11 protein-coding genes (1 of these 11 cut by a window edge) are annotated in these 18,596 nt (G+C 58.7%); 4 read left to right on the forward strand and 7 right to left on the reverse strand.

The window, feature by feature from the left end:
- Positions 1–1,878, forward strand: the 3' portion of a protein-coding gene (locus G6L01_RS14510; RefSeq protein WP_070164408.1) for a M23 family metallopeptidase. The gene continues 69 nt to the left of window position 1, outside the view; the window shows 1,878 of its 1,947 coding nt (coding positions 70–1,947); its start codon lies beyond the left edge, outside the window; its stop codon occupies positions 1,876–1,878.
- 69 nt (positions 1,879–1,947) lie between these two features.
- Here the strand turns inward: G6L01_RS14510 and clpB are convergent, their stop codons facing one another.
- The 6 genes from clpB to G6L01_RS14540 form a co-directional block, all read right to left on the reverse strand.
- Entirely contained in the window at positions 1,948–4,554 is a 2,607-nt protein-coding gene (gene clpB / locus G6L01_RS14515) for an ATP-dependent chaperone ClpB (protein WP_070164407.1), read from the reverse strand.
- 330 nt (positions 4,555–4,884) lie between these two features.
- Positions 4,885–5,763, reverse strand: a complete 879-nt coding sequence (locus G6L01_RS14520) for a DUF4167 domain-containing protein (protein ID WP_070164406.1) — start codon at positions 5,761–5,763, stop codon at positions 4,885–4,887.
- Positions 5,764–6,189: 426 nt separating this feature from the next.
- Positions 6,190–7,071, reverse strand: a complete 882-nt coding sequence (gene prmC / locus G6L01_RS14525) for a peptide chain release factor N(5)-glutamine methyltransferase (RefSeq protein ID WP_070164405.1) — start codon at positions 7,069–7,071, stop codon at positions 6,190–6,192.
- Positions 7,068–8,147 carry a peptide chain release factor 1 gene (gene prfA, locus G6L01_RS14530; protein WP_071206137.1) on the reverse strand — a complete coding sequence of 360 codons (1,080 nt, stop codon included), beginning with the start codon at positions 8,145–8,147 and terminating at the stop codon, positions 7,068–7,070. The genes prmC and prfA overlap by 4 nt, the downstream gene beginning before the upstream one ends.
- A 27-nt stretch (positions 8,148–8,174) precedes the next feature.
- On the reverse strand, positions 8,175–10,439 hold the full coding sequence (gene ptsP / locus G6L01_RS14535; RefSeq protein ID WP_071206136.1) for a phosphoenolpyruvate--protein phosphotransferase: 2,265 nt from the start codon (positions 10,437–10,439) through the stop codon (positions 8,175–8,177).
- 85 nt (positions 10,440–10,524) lie between these two features.
- Entirely contained in the window at positions 10,525–11,799 is a 1,275-nt protein-coding gene (locus tag G6L01_RS14540) for an aspartate kinase (protein ID WP_070153119.1), read from the reverse strand.
- Positions 11,800–12,305: 506 nt separating this feature from the next.
- Here G6L01_RS14540 and mprF point away from each other — a divergent pair.
- Both mprF and G6L01_RS14550 read left to right on the forward strand, forming a co-directional pair.
- A complete protein-coding gene (mprF, locus tag G6L01_RS14545) occupies positions 12,306–14,918 on the forward strand; it encodes a bifunctional lysylphosphatidylglycerol flippase/synthetase MprF (protein ID WP_070164402.1) in 2,613 nt (870 codons plus the stop codon).
- Entirely contained in the window at positions 14,915–16,342 is a 1,428-nt protein-coding gene (locus tag G6L01_RS14550; protein WP_070164401.1) for a virulence factor family protein, read from the forward strand. Before mprF ends, G6L01_RS14550 begins: the two co-directional genes overlap by 4 nt.
- Before the next feature lie 226 nt (positions 16,343–16,568).
- Here the strand turns inward: G6L01_RS14550 and G6L01_RS14555 are convergent, their stop codons facing one another.
- On the reverse strand, positions 16,569–17,438 hold the full coding sequence (locus G6L01_RS14555) for an SH3 domain-containing protein (RefSeq protein WP_070164400.1): 870 nt from the start codon (positions 17,436–17,438) through the stop codon (positions 16,569–16,571).
- Between the two features lie 384 nt (positions 17,439–17,822).
- Here G6L01_RS14555 and ubiG point away from each other — a divergent pair, with 384 nt between their 5' ends.
- Positions 17,823–18,581 carry a bifunctional 2-polyprenyl-6-hydroxyphenol methylase/3-demethylubiquinol 3-O-methyltransferase UbiG gene (gene ubiG, locus G6L01_RS14560; RefSeq protein ID WP_041697121.1) on the forward strand — a complete coding sequence of 253 codons (759 nt, stop codon included), beginning with the start codon at positions 17,823–17,825 and terminating at the stop codon, positions 18,579–18,581.
- Positions 18,582–18,596 lie beyond the last annotated feature (15 nt).

Below are 18,596 nucleotides of genomic sequence, written 5' to 3' on the forward strand. Positions count from 1 at the left end.
GCGCCTGATCGTCGGGAAATTTCACTACGCTGGCTGACAGGCACATTTCTCACCGGCATCACCTCGTCAGTCCTGATGGGCGTGGCACTTTTTGCGGCACTGGATGGTCGCCAGCAATTGGCGATACCGGCTGAGGCCTTTGCGCTCGCTGATCTCAAGCAACACAACGATAGTGCCGATGGCGTGCGCCGCGGCGGTCGGTTGATCAATACCGTCATCTCGGCCAAGACGGCGAGCCGGTCTGTACTGGATGTGTCAACCGTGATCCGCAACGGCGACAAGGATGTAGTGCGCCGCCAACCCTTCACTCATTTGAAAATGCTGGTGTCGACCAGTCTTTCCACTCAGGAAAACTATCCGCCTTTTGATCCCTTGAGTATTTTTGCCGGTGACGAACAGACGGTAACCCCGCGCACCGGGACGATCTACGGTTCGAATGTCGATTCCGAGATAAGTCTGAAGACAATTGCCTTTCCGGTAAACGGCACACCTTTCAAGGCGGCGCCTGGCATGACTTCGGATGAGGTTGAGGAAAATGTGCGATCCAACGGATCCGTATTGACGGAAGGAACGCAACAGGTTTCCGGGCTCTATTACATAGACCCAGAGCGCTTTGCCGATCCGGATGCCGATCTCGACATAAATCCCGGCCTTTCGGCCCGGGTCGTTGAGCAAAATCTAAGCGTCTCGACACCGGACCCTGTCACGCCGGATACCGACGAATATGCCGACGATATTATTCCGGTTCGCCGCGAGCAGACCATCATTGCGGCCTTGACCGGTGCGGGCTACCCCGAAGCCAAAGCCAGGGCGATTTCCGACAGCCTCAGTGAAAAATTGGGAAGCCCGTCGTTGCAATCCGGCGATGTTCTGCGCCTTGGCATTATTCAGCGCGGGGAACAGGCCCGTGTGGTCCGGTTCAGCGCTTACCGCGGCGGCAAGCACCTTGTGACGATGGCGGTTGATGACCAGAGCCATCTCGTTGAAGGGTCTGAGCCGCCCATGCTGGATGCCATTGCAACGGCTTTTGACGAGAACAGCCCTCCGGTCATGGCAAACCGTGACCTGCCCAGTATTTATGATGGGATTTACCGTTCCTCCCTTTCCTATGGGCTCAGCAAGGAGCTGACAGGGCAAATGGTTCGGCTGCTGGCCAGCAGCGTGGATTTGCAGGCGCCGCTGAGGCCGACCGACGGGTTGGAGGTTTTCTATTCTGCTGCGGATGAAAGCGGCAAGGCAGCGGCAGATTCAGAACTGCTTTTCTTGCGGGCGCGTTTTGGCGACACGACAACATCACTCTACCGCTTTCAGGACCCATCGGACAATTCCGTCGATTATTTTGATGAAAACGGCAAGACCAATCGCCAGTTCCTGCTGCGCAATCCGGTTCCGAACGGTGTGTTCCGCTCGGGCTTCGGCATGCGCCGACATCCCATCCTTGGTTATTCGCGCATGCATACCGGCGTCGATTGGGGTGCCCCATCCGGTTCGCCGATTATCGCTGCTGGCAGCGGAACGGTTGAAAAAGCCGGCTGGGATTCCGGCGGCTATGGCAATCAGACGATCATTCGCCATCCGAACGGCTATGAAAGCTCCTATAACCACCAAAGCGCCATCGCCAAGGGCGTCGTTGCCGGGGCAAAGATCCGCCAGGGTCAGGTGATCGGCTGGGTGGGGACGACCGGTGAGTCCACCGGCCCGCATCTGCACTACGAAATCATCGTCAATGGCACCAAGGTCGATCCAATGAAGGTCCGCCTGCCAGACGGCAAGTCGCTGAACGGCGGCACATTGGCAAAATTCGAGCAGGAGCGGCAGCGCATCGACGATCTCTTGAGCAGTGCCGAGAAAAATCGGCAACTTGCTGCCAACAATTGATATTCCGTAGAAATGGCGGCCCTAAAGCCGCCATCACTAAGGTTCGAATAATTTTGCTACTGGACGGTCTTAGGCGGCGACCTGATCCATCGGCTTGACCGGCTCGATCAGCAGCCGGTCCGAACCGGCGGTGATTTTCACCTCACTACCGTCAAGCACTTCGCCTGACAGGATCTGCTCGGCGAGCGGGTCCTGCAAGTATTTCTGGATCACCCGCTTCAATGGCCTTGCCCCATAAACCGGGTCGTAGCCCTTATTGGCCATCCAATCACGCGCATCTCCACCAAGATCGACGGTGATCTTGCGTTCAGCCAACAGAGTCAGAAGCCGCTGCATCTGGATCTCAACGATCGCGCCCATTTCACTGCGCCGCAGGCGATGGAACAGGATGATCTCATCGACTCGGTTGAGAAATTCGGGACGGAAAGAGGCCCGGACGACGCCCATCACCTGATCGCGAACACTATCGACATCCTCGTTCTCACCAAGGGCTGTCAGGTATTCGGCCCCGAGATTGGATGTCATGATGATGATCGTGTTCTTGAAATCCACCGTGCGGCCTTGGCCATCGGTCAGGCGACCGTCATCCAGAACCTGCAAGAGCACGTTGAAGACATCGGGATGCGCCTTTTCGATCTCATCGAACAGCACGACCTGATAGGGCTTACGCCGCACCGATTCCGTCAGAGCGCCACCTTCCTCATAGCCGACATAGCCCGGAGGCGCGCCAATCAGCCGAGATACCGAGTGTTTCTCCATATATTCCGACATGTCGAGGCGAACCATCGCCGTTTCATCATCGAACAGGAACCGAGCCAGGGACTTGGTCAGTTCTGTTTTGCCGACGCCAGTCGGGCCGAGGAAGATAAAGGAGCCAATCGGCCGATTGGGGTCTTGAAGTCCGGCCCGCGAGCGGCGCACGGCCCGCGATACGGCCTGCACCGCATCGCCCTGCCCGACCACCGATTTCGCCAGTTCGTCTTCCATTCTGAGCAGCTTTTCCCGTTCGCCCTGCAACATCCGGTCCACCGGGATGCCGGTCCAACGCGAAACGATATGAGCGATATTGTCAGGTGTCACCACTTCCTGCACCATGCTGGCCGCGCCAGAGGCATCCTTTGCCTCGGCATCGGTCAACTGCTTTTCGAGGCCTGGAATAACACCATAGGCCAGCTCGCCAGCGCGCTGGAATTCGCCCTTGCGCTGGGCGATGGCCAGGTCGTTGCGTGCTTCATCCAGCTGACGCTTGAGATCGGCGGCAAGACCGAGCTTCTGTTTTTCCGACTGCCAGCGGGCCGTCAGCGCATCGGCCTCTTCTTCCAGCGAGGCCAATTCGCTTTCCAGCCGCTTCAAACGGTCGGCGGACGCGATATCGGTTTCCTTCTTCAGGGCTTCCCGCTCGATCTTCAACTGAATGATACGGCGGTCCAACTCATCCAGCTCTTCCGGCTTGGAATCCACCTGCATGCGCAGGCGCGAAGCAGCTTCGTCCATCAGGTCGATGGCTTTGTCCGGCAGGAAACGGTCGGTGATGTAACGGTTCGACAAGGTCGCAGCGGCGACGATGGCCGAATCGGCAATCCGCACCTTGTGATGCTGCTCATATTTTTCCTTGAGGCCGCGCAGGATGGAAATCGTGTCTTCCACCGTCGGCTCATCCACCATCACCGGTTGGAAACGCCGTGCAAGCGCTGGGTCTTTTTCCACGTGCTTGCGATATTCGTCCAACGTCGTTGCGCCAACGCAATGCAATTCGCCACGCGCCAGTGCGGGTTTCAGCAAGTTGGACGCATCCATGGCGCCATCGCTCTTGCCCGCGCCGACCAGCGTGTGCATTTCGTCGATAAACAGGATGATCTCGCCGTTATCGGCCTGAACTTCGTTCAAAACCGCCTTCAAGCGTTCCTCAAATTCGCCGCGATATTTGGCCCCGGCAATCAGCGAGCCCATATCCAGCGCCATCAATTTCTTGTCTTTCAGACTTTCCGGCACATCGCCATTGACGATCCGAATAGCCAGGCCTTCGGCAATCGCCGTCTTGCCAACGCCGGGCTCACCGATCAGAACCGGATTGTTCTTGGTGCGGCGTGACAGGACTTGCATCGTGCGGCGAATTTCGTCATCGCGACCGATCACCGGATCAAGCCGACCTTCTCGCGCCTCTGCTGTCAGGTCACGGGCATATTTCTTCAACGCGTCGAAGCCCTGTTCGGCATTGGCGGTGTCAGCGGTGCGTCCCTTGCGGACATCATTGATCACCTGGTTCAACGCCGCAGCCGTAACCCCGCCCTTTTTCAGGCTGGCGGATGTGGATGCCGAGGTTTCGACCGAGAGCGCAAGCAACAGCCGCTCGACGGTAACGAAACTGTCGCCCGCCTTCTTGGCTGCGTCTTCTGCGGTGGAAAACACCCGGGCCAGGGGCTGGGCAAGATAGACCTGACCATTGCCACCAGACACTTTCGGCAGCTTGGCAAGTGCCGCATCATTGGCGATCCTGACTTCCTTTGGATCGCCGCCGGCGCGGCTGATCAGCGAGGAGGCCATGCCCTGCTCATCATCCAGAAGCACTTTCAACACATGTTCAGGGGTAAATTGCTGGTGGCCTTCCGACAGCGCATGCGTCTGGGCAGACTGCAAAAAGCCGCGCACCCGTTCGGAATATTTTTCAACGTTCATTTTCGCTCTCCAGTCTCCAGGCCGCCCGTCAAGGCACGGCATGGTTTTTGAGGATCAGGCCCCCATTCGGCAGGCCCGGTGATTGAATCCAATCCATTAAAGGGATTCTGTTCAATTCGTCAAAGCTGATATGGGGAGGCGATTTTGCCCTTTAAAGAGCAGCTTGCGACAAAAAATCAGCCGCTCTTGATGAAGCGCAAACGACCGAAAACAAGCCACCCAAAAATAAAAAAGCCCCCGCTCCAGAAAAGGAGAAGGGGCTAATTTTGGTCACCGGTCATTCCAGAGTCAGTCTGGCCGGAGTCTGTCTGGTTCAATCACCGATGGATATTATTCCGAAACGATATCGGCAAGAGCCGGAGCATCGCCATTATTGGCCTTGTCACGACCCTTGGCCGGTGGCTTGCCTTCGGTACTGGCTTCACCATTCGCTTCGGCCGCAATCTCTTCAGCGGTGCGGCGCGGACGGCGCGGACGAGCAGCGGGCGTGCGGCGGCGGGTTTGGGGCCGATCCGACTTCGCGCTGGCCTGCTGTGCGCTTTCCTCAGCGGCAAATTCAGCTTCGACCGGGGTCTGCTCGATCACCGGCTGCGGTCCGCTTCCGGCAATGTCCAGCTCAGGCTGCGGCTGGGCAATCGGCTGTGGTCGGCGGTCCTGATGAGTACGCTCGCGGCGATCCGGGCGCTCAGTGCGATCCGGACGCTCGGCCCGTTCTGGACGGTCCTGGCGTTCGGTGCGCTCTGGACGGTCCTGTCTTTCGGCGCGCTCCGGTTGAACCCGTTCCTGCTGGATGCGGGGTTGCTGAACCGGTATTTCAGGCTGCGGCTGGTAGCCACGGTCCAGACCGTTATCGCCCTCGTCGCCATCCATATCGGAACCGTCGCGGTCATTATAATCGCGGTCGTCGCGATGGACCCGCTCCTGCATCTGCGCCTGGGCGGCGGCAATGATGCGGTTATAATGCTCGGCATGCTGCAAATAGTTCTCGGCCATGACCCGGTCGCCTGAACTATGCGAATCGCGCGCCAGCGCCATATATTTTTCAGCGATATGCTGCGCCGTACCGCGGATCTTCACGTCAGGACCCGAACTGTCATAGGTGCGGGTCAGCGGGTTGGAGCCCTTGCGGTTGAAATTGTTGCCGTTGTTATTATTGCTGCCGCCACTGCTACGCCCCCGACTGCGCTTGTTTTGCTGTCCTGGCCTCATCGATTACTCACCTGATTTCTGTCTTGCTGATATGAGGGCGACGCGGCCCGTTCGCTCAATCGAACCGGGGCTCCACGCGCTGCGGGGCATACTGCGCCAATGCAACATACGGCCGCTGGTGACTATCACAGCTCCTTGCATTCTATAAAATGCGTGAGGGTCGACTGTAACACGTTAACATTCTGCATAATTTTCGCCCTTAACCCGACCTCGGCTTAAGGAATCAAGCAGTAAATTATTTGATCCACGCACCAGGATCATTCGCGCCGCTACCGTCTCCTTAAGGAGACATGTTTGCGGTCGACCCAGAGCCAAACGAATCCTTGTTCATTCCCCGCTGCCCGGTGCGTGTCTGCAACCTATCCCGCTTCCTTTCGAAAACCAAGCCCTTTCTTTGCATTGCAGAAAGTTCCTTGGTGAATACCACTATAGTTGCGGTCCGGTCTGAGCAAACAACAGAATCCGATCATTATCGCCGTGATCCTTTGCGCTTTCCACAAGAACGAAGCTATTGTTTGCGAAAAGTTGCGTCACCGCCATCGCTTGATCATAACCGATTTCCACCCCAACCAGACCACCCGGCTTCAGAAAATCGGCGGCACCAGCGGCAATTGCCCGGTAAGCATCCAGTCCATCGGCGCCACCGTCAAGTGCTACGGCAGGATCGTAAAGCCGAACGTCAGGGGCCAGATCTTTAATCACATCGCTGACAATATAGGGCGGATTCGACAGAATGATGTCAAAACGGCCTGACAAAGCCTCGTACCAATGGCTTTGCAGCGTCTCGAACCGGTCTGCAAGGTTATTGGCTGCGGCGTTCTGCCGCGCCGTTACCAGCGCTTCGGCGGAAATATCAGTCGCCAATGCCGTAGCTGCCGGACATTCCTGCAAAAGCGCCAATGCAATCGCACCGGTGCCCGCCCCCATATCCAACAGGCGGACGCTGCCATTCTTCGCCACCATGGCATGAAGATGCGGCAAAACACGCTCGATCAGGATTTCCGTATCGGGTCGCGGTTCCAATGTTGCTGGCGACAGGGCCAGTTCCAGACCGTAAAAGGCCCGGCGGCCCAAAATCCGGTGGACAGGCTCAAACATCAGCCGCCGCGCGATTGCGGCCTCGATCAGGCTCGTCTCATCGGCGCTCAATACCCGGCTGTCCTGCACGATAAGATCGGTCGCCGTCAGTCCAAGAAGACCGGCAATCAAGGTCCGCGCATCGCTTGGCGCATCGGCGATAGCCGCTTGCGCAAACCGGAGACGGGCGGCAGTGATCGCCTGCTTTAGCGTCACCGGTGCGCCTGTCATGCCTGTTCGCCGAGCTGTGCCAATTGTCCAGCCTGATAATCGGCGATCAGGGCATCGACCACTTCATCGATTTCACCGATCATCATCCGGTCGAGCTTATAGAGGGTCAGGTTGATCCGGTGGTCGGTCACCCGGCCCTGCGGAAAATTATAGGTCCGTATACGCTCGGAGCGATCACCGGAACCGACCTGGCTCTTGCGATCCGCCGACCGTTCGCTGTCGGCCCGCTGGCGCTCCATGTCGAACAGGCGCGAACGCAGCACCTGCATGGCCTTCGCCCGGTTCTGGTGCTGGGATTTTTCCGAGCTGGTCACCACCAGGCCGGTCGGCAGATGGGTAATGCGCACAGCAGAGTCCGTAGTGTTGACGTGCTGGCCACCTGCCCCGGAAGAACGCATCGTGTCGATGCGAATGTCTTCCGCCCGCACCTCGATATCGATCTCTTCCGCCTCGGGCAAAACCGCAACGGTCGCAGCCGAGGTATGGATACGTCCTTGCGTTTCCGTATCAGGAACGCGCTGAACGCGATGAACACCGGATTCGAATTTCAGCTTGGAAAACACCCCGCGTCCGGTCACAGTGGCGATGATTTCCTTAAAGCCGCCGGCATCACCTTCGCTGGAAGACAGGACCTCGACTTTCCAGCCCTTGCCCGCCGCAAAGCGCTCATACATTCGAAACAGGTCACCGGCAAACAGCGCGGCTTCGGACCCACCCGTACCGGCACGGATTTCCAGGATCGCACTTTTCTCGTCGGCGGCATCCTTGGGCAGAAGCTGGATCTGGATTTCCTTTTCCAGTCCTTCGAGCCGCGCCTCGACATCCGGCAGTTCCATTTCCGCCAGATCGCGCATCTCGCGGTCGGTGGCCTTGTCGGCCAGCAGCGCCTTCAGATCAGCAACTTCCTTTTCCGCCAGTCCCAGTTCCCGGATGGCTTTGACGACCGGCTGCAATTCCGAATATTCCGAGGCAAGCTTGACATAGACATCGGCAGCAGGCCCGGCGGACATGCGCGCCTCGATTTCGCCAAACCGGCGCTCAAGCTCGCGCATTTTATCGACAGGAAGCTTCGCCACCCTTTACCTCTTGTTTTTCTTCAGAAATCAGACCGGAACGCCGTTCTGTTCGGCAAACCGTGTCAGGAAAGCCCGGATCGGCTCGCTTGGCCTGTTGTCGTCCAGCAACGCATTCAGCTCGGCGGAAAGCCTGCCGATATCCAATTGCAACAGCATGGCCTTGATCGGACCGATGGCCGTCGGCGACATCGACACCGAGCGGAAGCCGATAGCAAACAGCGCCATGGATGACAACGGCTTTCCCGCCATCTCGCCGCACAGCGTCACCGGCGTATCATGCCGGTCGGCAGCGCGGACAATATCGCGCAGGATGCGCAGGAAAGGGCGACCGAGATTATCAAACCGGTCGGACACTCGGGCATTGCCCCGGTCCACCGCCATAGAAAACTGGAACAGGTCATTGGAGCCAACCGAGACGAAATCCACTTCCTGCATCAACTCGTCAAGTTGCCACATCAGGGCTGGAACCTCCAGCATCACACCAAACTGCAGCCGCTTTGGCAGGCCATGGCCGAATTTGGAAATATGCTGCACTTCCTTTTGCAGCAATTCGCGCGCGGCGCGGATTTCCGACACTTCCGTGACCATCGGCAGCATCATCTTCAGTTCACCACCAGCAGCGGCCTTCAGCAGCGCCCGCATCTGGGTGCGCAACAGGCCGGGCCGGTCCAGCGACAGCCGGATGGCGCGCCAGCCGAGAGCCGGGTTTTCTTCTTCATGGCTGCGGAAATAGGGCAGCACCTTGTCACCGCCAATATCGAGTGTGCGGAACGTCACCGGACTGCCCTTGGCCTGCTTCAGCACATTGCGATAAAGCGCTTCCTGCTCATCGGCCTTGGGCATGGTCGAGGCGATCATGAACTGCAGTTCGGTGCGAAACAGGCCAATGCCCTCGGCCCCCGATTCGGCCAATTGCGGCAGATCGACCATCAATCCGGCATTCATCTGCAATTTGATTCGCTGACCGTCCTTGCTGAGTGGCTCGACATCGCGCAGCGCCCTGAACTGTTCCTGACGGCGGGCGCGCAGCTTGACCTTTTCCTCATAGGCCGTTTGCAGATCGACCATCGGGCGCACATGCACCTTGCCGTCATCGCCGTCGATAATAACGGCATCACCGTTTTCAGCCAGCGCCACGGCACCGGCTGCCTGTCCGACCACGGCAATGCCCATGGCGCGGGCGACGATCACCACATGGCTGGTGACGGCGCCGTCTTCGAGCACCAGACCGCGAATGTTCTGGCGCGGATAATCAAGCAGCTCCGCCGCGCCCATGGCACGAGCGAAAATCACCGCATCGACAGGGAAGCTTTCAGCACTGCTGCCGGAAAATCCGGTCAGCTGCCGCAGCAACCGGTTGGCCAGATCGTCAAAATCATGCATGCGCTCGCGCATATAGGGATCGGTCAGGCGCATCATCCGCGCCTTGGTATCGCTCTGGACCTTTTCGACGGCGGCTTCCGCCGTCAGGCCGTTGCGGATCGCCTCTTCCATACGCCGCACCCAGCCCTGGTCATGGGCAAACATCCGGTAGGTTTCCAGCACCTCACGATGCTCGCCTTCCATCGCCACTTCGCGGCGCGACAGCATGTCATCAATGGAGATGCGCAGGGAGCCAAGCGATTCGGCCATCCGCTTCAGCTCGGTATCCGTATCCTCGTTCAACAGATTGGTGACCACGATGCGTGGCTCGTGCAGCACGACATGGCCAAGGCCGATGCCCTCGCTATAGCTGTCGCCATCAATGGTCACGGCCCGGGTCAGGTCCAGTTCAAGGCCAGGCCGGGTAATCTTCTTCAAATCGCCAGTGGCAATCATTTCAGCCAGCACCATGGCCGTGGTTTCAAGCGCTTCAAGCTCGTCTTCCCGATAATTCCGTTGCGCCTTGTTCTGGACGACAAGAACGCCAAGACTGCGGCCAGCCCGCAAAATCGGCACGCCGAGGAAGGAATGATAAATTTCCTCACCGGTTTCAGGCAGATAGCGGAAAGCGGGATGCGCCTGCGCATCGGAAAGATTGAGCGGTTGGGCGGATGCCGCGATGGTGCCGACCAGACCTTGCCCCATTTTCAACTGGGCCAGATGCACCGCGTCGGGATTGAGACCTTCGGTCGCATAGAGCTCCAGCACGCCATCGGAGCGCAGCACATAAACAGAGCAGACTTCGGCAACCATATTGCTCGCGATCTGGCGAGTGATACGGTCAAGACGCTCCTGAGGCTCAAGGGGCTCCGCCATCAATTCGCGAAGCCGCTTGAGGAGGACGCGCGGACCTGCGGAAAGGTCTCTCATCGCGTGCATGCTCCCGATAATGACAATCCAGGCGCGAAATGCGCCCGGAGGTAGTGATCAAGGGTGGCAAATTCCCACCCGTTGATCAAGCCTTATCGAGACCGTAGCAGGAATGCAAAGTGCGAACAGCCAATTCGGCGTAAGGACCGTCGATCAGGATGGAAATCTTGATCTCGGAGGTGGTGATCGCCTTGATATTGATGCCTTTATCGGCAAGTGCACGGAAAGCGGTCGCCGCCACGCCTGCGTGGCTGCGCATGCCGATGCCGATCACCGAGACCTTGACCAGGCCCTTTTCGCTCTGCACCACGTCGAAGCCGATTTTTTCCTGGTTGTCGGAGAGCACTTGCAGCGCTTTGTCCACATCACCAGACGGGACGGTAAAGGTCATATCGGTCTTGGAACCGTCCTCGGAAATATTCTGGACGATCATATCGACATTGATATGCGATTCGGACAGCGGTCCAAAAATCGCCGCCGAAACACCGGGACGGTCGGCTAGCCGACGCAGGGATATCTGGGCTTCGTCCTTGGCATAGGCAATGCCGGTCACAACTTCCTGTTCCACGATCTCTTCCTCATCGCAAATCAACGTTCCGGGCGGGTTCAGCACGTCACCCATGCCCGGAGCATCGGGATCTTCAAAGCTCGAGCGCACAAAGGTGCGCACCTTGTGTACCATGGCCAGCTCGACGGAGCGCACCTGGAGCACCTTGGCGCCAAGCGAAGCCATTTCCAGCATTTCCTCAAACGCCACCTTTTTCAGGCGGCGCGCCTTGGGTTCGATGCGCGGATCGGTGGTATAGACACCGTCGACATCGGTATAGATATCGCAACGGTCGGCCTTGACGGCTGCCGCGATTGCCACCGCCGAGGTATCGGATCCGCCGCGGCCAAGTGTGGCGATGCGATTGTCCGGGCCGATGCCCTGGAAACCTGCCACCACGGCGACCTGGCCCTCGCCCATGCGGCGGATGATATCGGAACCGTCGATGTCCTGGATGCGGGCCGCGCCATGGGCATTGTCGGTCTTGATGGCAATCTGCCAGCCCTGCCAGGAGCGGGCATTGATACCGAGCGATTGCAGGGCGATGGCCAGCAGACCGGATGTGACCTGTTCACCGGAGGCCACGATAGCGTCATATTCACGCGCATCATAGAAAGGCGAAGCAGCACCGGCGACCTTTGGCATGGTCTGGACCCAGTCCACCAATTCGTTGGTCTTGCCGGACATGGCCGAAACCACCACGGCAACTTCGTGGCCGGCATCCACTTCACGTTTCACATGCCGCGCCACGTTGTGAATGCGTTCAAGATTGGCGACGGATGTACCGCCGAATTTCATCACAATGCGCGCCATGGCCCGACCGTCTCGACCTCAAACCTGTGCCGGACATATCCGGCTGAAACCAATCTCTGCATTTCACAATGCGGCTGGCGGGCTTTTAGACAATTCGGGGCCAAGGTGCAACGGCAAGTTCACCGCAATGAGGCGGCATCGGTGCCGCTCTCTATGCAAACGCTTTTGTCATGAATTTGGGATACCCCATTCAGCGATAATTCAGTAGAGAACGGCAGCATGTCCGATACCAATAATACCAAGGCTAGAAGATGCTAACGCATCCTCGCCTTAAGCGAGTTTCGAATATCTCAAATGCGTCAAAGGCTTGAGATATTCGAAAAAGGAATACCAACTGCCATTTTTAATGGCAGTTGGTATAAGATTTACCGCATATTTCCTTAAACCTGTCAGGGTTTCAGGGGAAATTCATGCGGCGGATGCCAACTGGGCATAGGCGCTACATATAAAGTGCTGCCGCGAACCGGTCGCGGCAGTCAAAAGCAGTCAATGAAAGGGACGATCGCATGGCAGCCGAAATACAATCCGAGAACCAGGAAAGCGCGGAGTCGCCGACCAGGTCCGGATGGCGCGCAGCCCTTGCCGATTATGGCAGGGCGATTGCCGCCGTGTTCACGCTGGTCATTTTCGCCGCCGTGGCGCTGGCGATCTACCGGCTGACGGAAGAAGTCAGCTATGACGACGTCGTCTCGGCCATGGCCACTACCGGCTATGATCAGATCCTCTTGGCGGTGGTGTTTACCGCGCTCAGCTTCCTGTCGCTGTGTCTCTACGACTGGAACGCCATGGAATTCATCGGTCGCAAGCGCCCGATGGCGGAAGTGGCGCTGACCGCCTTCAGTGCCTATGCGGTTGGCAATGCGGCGGGCTTCGGCATGCTGTCAGGTGGCGCGATCCGCTACCGGGCCTATTCGCGGGCAGGCCTTGCCCCGGATGAAATCGGTCGTGTCATCGCCTTCGTCACCCTGTCCTTCAGCCTGGGACTTGCCGCTGTCACCGCGCTATCGCTTATTCCGATGTCGTCGGAAATCGCGCCGCTGCTGAATATCAACCCGCTCTGGCTGCGCGGCCTGGCGATTGCTATCGTCCTCGGCTTTGCCGTGCTGATCGTCATCGGCCAGCGCCGCAGCCTGACCTTTGCTGGCGTGACGCTGCGGATGGCCGATACCCCGACCCTGTCGCGGCAGTTTCTGGTCACCGTGGCTGATCTGGCCTTTTCCGCCTCGGTCGTCTATGCGCTTTTGCCGGAACAGGCCGCCATTTCCTGGCCGGCCTTTTTTGCGATCTATTCCATTGCCATCGGGATCGGCGTGCTCAGCCACGTTCCTGCCGGTATCGGCGTGTTTGAAACCGTCATCATCGCCGCCCTTGGCCCGACCACCAATATCGACGCGGTGCTTGCCTCGCTGGTGGTCTACCGCCTGATCTATTATGTTTTGCCGCTGATTCTCGCCATCGTATTGGTGACGATCACCGAGCTGCGCCATTATTCCAAAACCCCGGCGCTGGCTGGGGTCGGGCGCACGGCGGCCCGAATATCACCGGCACTTCTCGGCGCGCTGACCTTCATTCTCGGAGTCATGCTGATTTTCTCCAGCGTTACGCCGACGCCGGAAAGCAATCTGGAATTCCTGCAAAACATCGTGCCGCTGCCCGTGGTGGAAGGCGCGCATTTCTTCACCAGCTTGCTTGGGCTGTTTCTGGTCATCGCGGCGCGCGGCCTTGCCCAGCGGCTGGACGGCGCGTGGTGGGCGGCCATGGTCGGAGCCTCAACCGCCCTGGTCCTGTCGCTGCTGAAAGCCTTTGCGGTGCTGGAAGCCTCGGCGCTGGCCATCCTGGTGATCGGCCTGTTCGCCAGCAAGCGGCTGTTCATTCGCCCCGCCTCGCTGTTTCGCCAGGTGCTGACCTCGTCCTGGCTGACCGCCATCGCCCTGATCTGCATTTTTGCCTGCTTCATCCTGTTCTTCGTCTATCGCGATGTCGATTACACCCGTTCGCTCTGGTGGGAATTCGAGTTTTCGGAAGAAGCACCGCGTTCCCTGCGCGCCATGCTGGGCCTGACGATCTTCTCATCGGCGCTGGCGGTCTTCAGCCTGTTGCGCCCCGCAGCGCCTGCCGTGACGCCGTCAAGCCCGGAAGATATCGACAAGGCTGTCACCATTCTCAGCAAGTCGGATGTGGCCGATAGCAATCTGGTGCGCACCGGCGACAAGGCCGTGATGTTTTCACCGGATGGCCTCGCTTTCCTGATGTATGGCAAGCAGGGCCGATCGTGGATCGCCTTTCTCGATCCGGTCGGGCCGAAAAAGTCCCGCGACGAACTGGTTTGGCAATTTGTCGAATCGGCTCGTCTGGCTGGCTGCCGGGCCGTCTTCTACCAGGCCTCGCCCGTGCTGCTCCCAGCGATTGCCGATGCCGGCATGCAGGCCTTCAAACTGGGAGAACTGGCGGTCGTCGATCTCTCTCGCTTCGACCTGAAGGGCGGGAAATGGGCAAATCTGCGCCAGAGCGCAGCCAAGGCCGAACGTGACGGGCTGAGTTATGACATCATCGCCCTCGCAGACGTACCTGGAATTCTCGAGGATCTGCGCGCTGTATCGGATGGCTGGCTTGCCCAGCACCGCGCCAAGGAAAAGGGCTTTTCCCTCGGTGCATTCACCGATGACTATATCCTGAGCCAGCCGGTGATCGTACTGCGTTTCGAAGGCCGGATCGTGGCTTTTGCCAATATTCTGGTGACGGAAACCAAGGCCGAGTCCTCCATCGACCTGATGCGCTTTTCGCCGGAGGCGCCGAAGGGATCGATGGACTATCTGTTCGTCAGCCTGCTGACCCATCTGCGCAGCGAAGGTTACGGACATTTCAACCTTGGTATGGCGCCCCTATCGGGCCTGTCGAGACGCGATGTGGCCCCGGTCTGGGATCGCATTGCCAACACATTCTATGAGCATGGTGAGCGCTTCTATAATTTCAAGGGGCTTCGGGCTTTCAAGACAAAGTTTCATCCCGAATGGCAACCCCGCTATCTCGCCGTGTCAGGCGGCCTCAGTCCGGTCATCGCGCTCCTGGACGCAACTCTCCTGATCGGTGGCGGTCTGAAAGGCGTGGTAAAGAAATGAAATCGTCAACTTCTCGTCTCACCAAGGGCGGTCTGGCCCGCAATTGTCTGGCCGCCGCCGTTCTGGCATGGGCATCGTCCACGGCTGTTTTCGTGCAACCAGCCCTGGCCGAGGACCCAAAATACGAAACAGGCACGATACCTGATCCGGTTATCGCCATGCCGGACGACAAGCCGAAATCCATCGTTTTCCTGTTGTCCGACAAGGACGGCTGGAGCGACAAGATGAAGGCCGAGGCTGAAAGATTGCGCAGCAATGGCTCGATAGTCGTCGGCATCGATACGCCGCGCTATCTGCAATCCCTGCAAGCCGATCTGAAGTCCTCCGATGAGGACGATTGTATCTATACCGTGTCCGACATCGAGGATCTGTCCCATCAGATCCAGCGGCATGTCGGCGGTGCCGATTACCTGCCGCCACTGGTGGCTGGCATCGGTGAAGGCGGTACGCTGGCGCTGGCGATCCTGGCCCAGACACCCAACGCGACCATCGGCGAAACGCTGGCTGTCGATCCCGGCGACGTCATTCCCCTGCCCGAGCAGTTCTGTACTCCGGCGGTGAAGACCGAAAAGAATGGCGGCATCGTCTATGGATTGACCGACGGCGCGCTTCCCGATCCGGCAAGCGTCCGGTTTTCGCCCTCTGCCGATCCTGCCGGGCGTGCCCATGTGGCCGATCTCCTGAAGGACCATTCCGACATCGACGTCGCCGACAGCCAAAAGCCTGCCGCCCAGACCCTGTCGGATGGCATTGACGTGATGATTGCAGCCACCGCCAAGGAAGCCGAACCGCTCGGCTTGCCGCTGACATTGATGGAGGTGGACAAGCCCGCCTTCGATACGATGGCGATCATCTATTCCGGCGATGGCGGCTGGCGAGATATCGACAGCGAAATAGCCTCTTATTTCCAGAGTGAAGGCCTGCCCGTCGTCGGCGTCGATTCGCTGCGCTATTTCTGGTCGGAGCGCAAACCGCAGGAAACAGCGGACGATCTCGCCCGCATCATCACCGCCTTTACCAAACGCTGGAAAGTCAAGCATGTGATGCTGGTCGGCTTCTCCTTCGGCGCGGACATTAGCCCACCGGTCTATAATCTCCTGCCAGACAATATCCGCCAGAAAATCAACCAGGTATCGCTACTGTCCATGTCGCAGGCATCTGATTTCGAGATTTCCGTAACCGGTTGGCTGGGTGCGAAAAGCAGCGGCGCTGGCGGCGACCCGACCAAGGAAGTCGCCAAAATGCCGGCAGGCCTTGTGCAATGCCTGTATGGTGCCGACGACGAGGAAGACGATGGTTGCCACAAGCTCGACCCCAAGAAGGTCGATGTCGTCAAGCTGGAGGGCGGTCACCATTTCGATGGCGACTATGAAGCGCTTGCCAAACTGCTTCTGGATCGGCTGAAAACCCGCAAGCTGGATTGATAGATCGGGATTTCGCTCACACCCTGCTCGATCTTTGCGCAGCAGGTACAAGCTTTAAATTACAGCGTCGTGCGTTTTATAAAACGCACGACGCTGTAACACTTTAAATCTGCTGCATAATTTTCTCCTTAAATCGATTCCGATTTAAGGAATTATGCAGTAAACGCATGAAAAAGGGCCGCATAAAGCGGCCCTTTTCAATGTCTGTATCCCGTGTCCGTGCCAATTACCTTGGCGGGCAATTCGGCGTGTTGGGCGCGCAGGCTGCACCCGGTGGTGGCGGCGGAGGCGGAGGCGGGGCAGCCTGACCCGGCGGTGGCGGAGGAGGCGGTGGCGGACGGTTTCCATCCGGAGCGTTGCGGTCTGGCCGATCAGGACGCTGGCCTTGTGGCGGCTGCATCTGGTCACGACGCTGATCGCCTGGACGCATATCACCGGGGCGCATATTATCTGGACCCCTGTTGTCAGGACGCCGGTCGTCTGGTCGCCTGTCATCTGGCCGACGATCATCCGGGCGAGGCCTCTGCCGGTCATCGCGCATCATCCGGTCACGGTCGCCGTCCATTCTCGGATCTTGCATCCTCGGATCAGGTCCACGGCGGCGATCCATGTCCGGTGCGCCGGGAGGCGGGGGACCATCGCCACCCATGAAACGCGGCGGCGGACCATCGCGGCGCCAGACCGGCGGCGGTGGCGGAGCACGGCGCCAGCGATCCCGCTCGCGATAGAAATCGCGGCCGCGATAATAGCGGTCCCAATAATTATCGACCTGGAAGGTCACGGTCGGAATGCCGAGCGGCTGGTAATAATCCGGATCAACATAGACACGGCGGTTGGAATATTGGGTCTGCAAATAGCTGCCGGAAATCCAGCCGCGATAGCCCGCATAACCGACATCGCACCAATTGGCCGAAGACAGGCAGCCAAAGATCCGCACGGAATTGCCGGCTGGAACGACCAGAACAGGGGGATATTGTGTGCTGGGCCCGGCCCGCAGGTTAACATTCGCCGTCGCAAATGCCTGCGCCGCCTCAGCGGCAGCCGGCAAGGCAACTGCCATCAGCCCTACAAAGGCCGACAGGTAAAGTGGTTTCATCGATCTGATCTCCTTGGCCGTCCCTGACCTTGGCTTATACTGCCAATTGGAATGAGGTTCATGCGGCATGGAAACGCCATCAGGAGCAATTTGTTCCCCCCAGCGCCCCACCCGCATTTGACCCGCTTATGTCAAGCAATGTCCTCCGGCTTTTTTGAGGCGGCATGTGTTAAAGCGACCGGCATGTTCTGGAGCGACAAGGTGTCGCTCACTCTTGACTTTAAGCCTGGATCGTCCGACCTCACACATGAGACGGCGAAGTGGCTGCGCCTCAAGGATGGCGCGACCGCGTAAAACGCGATAGTGAACCTTGAGATATCTGCCCGGATCAACAAGGCCCCGGATTAACAAAGCTATGGAATGCAGCCCAGTCAGGAGAACCCGATGAGCGAGACCGCCAAGAGCACCATCGATCAGGCCGAGGTCGACCGCTTTTCTGCCATGGCTGCCGAATGGTGGGACCCGACCGGCAAATTCAAGCCGCTGCACAAGATCAATCCGGTGCGTCTTGCCTATATCCGCGACAAGGCCTGCGAGAACTATCAGCGCGATCCACGCTCCAATCAGCCGCTATCGGGCCTGCGGGTTCTCGATATCGGCTGTGGCGGCGGCTTGCTGTCGGAACCCATTGCCCGCATGGGCGCCGATGTGCTGGGCGCTGATGCCTCCGCCAAGAATATCGGCATTGCCCAGACCCATGCCGCCCAGACCGGCGTAAGCGTGGATTACCGGGCCGTCACCGCCGAGGCCCTGGCCGCTGCTGGCGAAAGCTTCGATATCGTCCTGAATATGGAAGTTGTCGAGCATGTGGCCGATGTCGAGTATTTCATCTCCACCTGCGCCTCCATGGTGCGCCCCGGCGGAATCATGCTGATTTCCACCATCAACCGCACCCTGAAGGCTGCGGCTCTCGCCATCGGCGCCTGCGAATACGTTCTGCGCTGGCTGCCGCGGGGCACCCATCAATATGAAAAACTGGTGCGCCCGGAAGAGTTGGAAAAGCCAATCCTCGGCGCAGGCATGAATGTGTCCGAGACTGTCGGCGTATTCTTCAACCCGTTCCAGAATCAGTGGAATCTGTCTACCGACACCGATGTCAATTACATGATGCTGACCCGCAGGCCGACGTCCACCCCAGAGTGAACCATCTCAGACCGG

Source organism: Agrobacterium vitis (assembly GCF_013337045.2).
GTDB lineage: Bacteria > Pseudomonadota > Alphaproteobacteria > Rhizobiales > Rhizobiaceae > Allorhizobium > Allorhizobium vitis_B.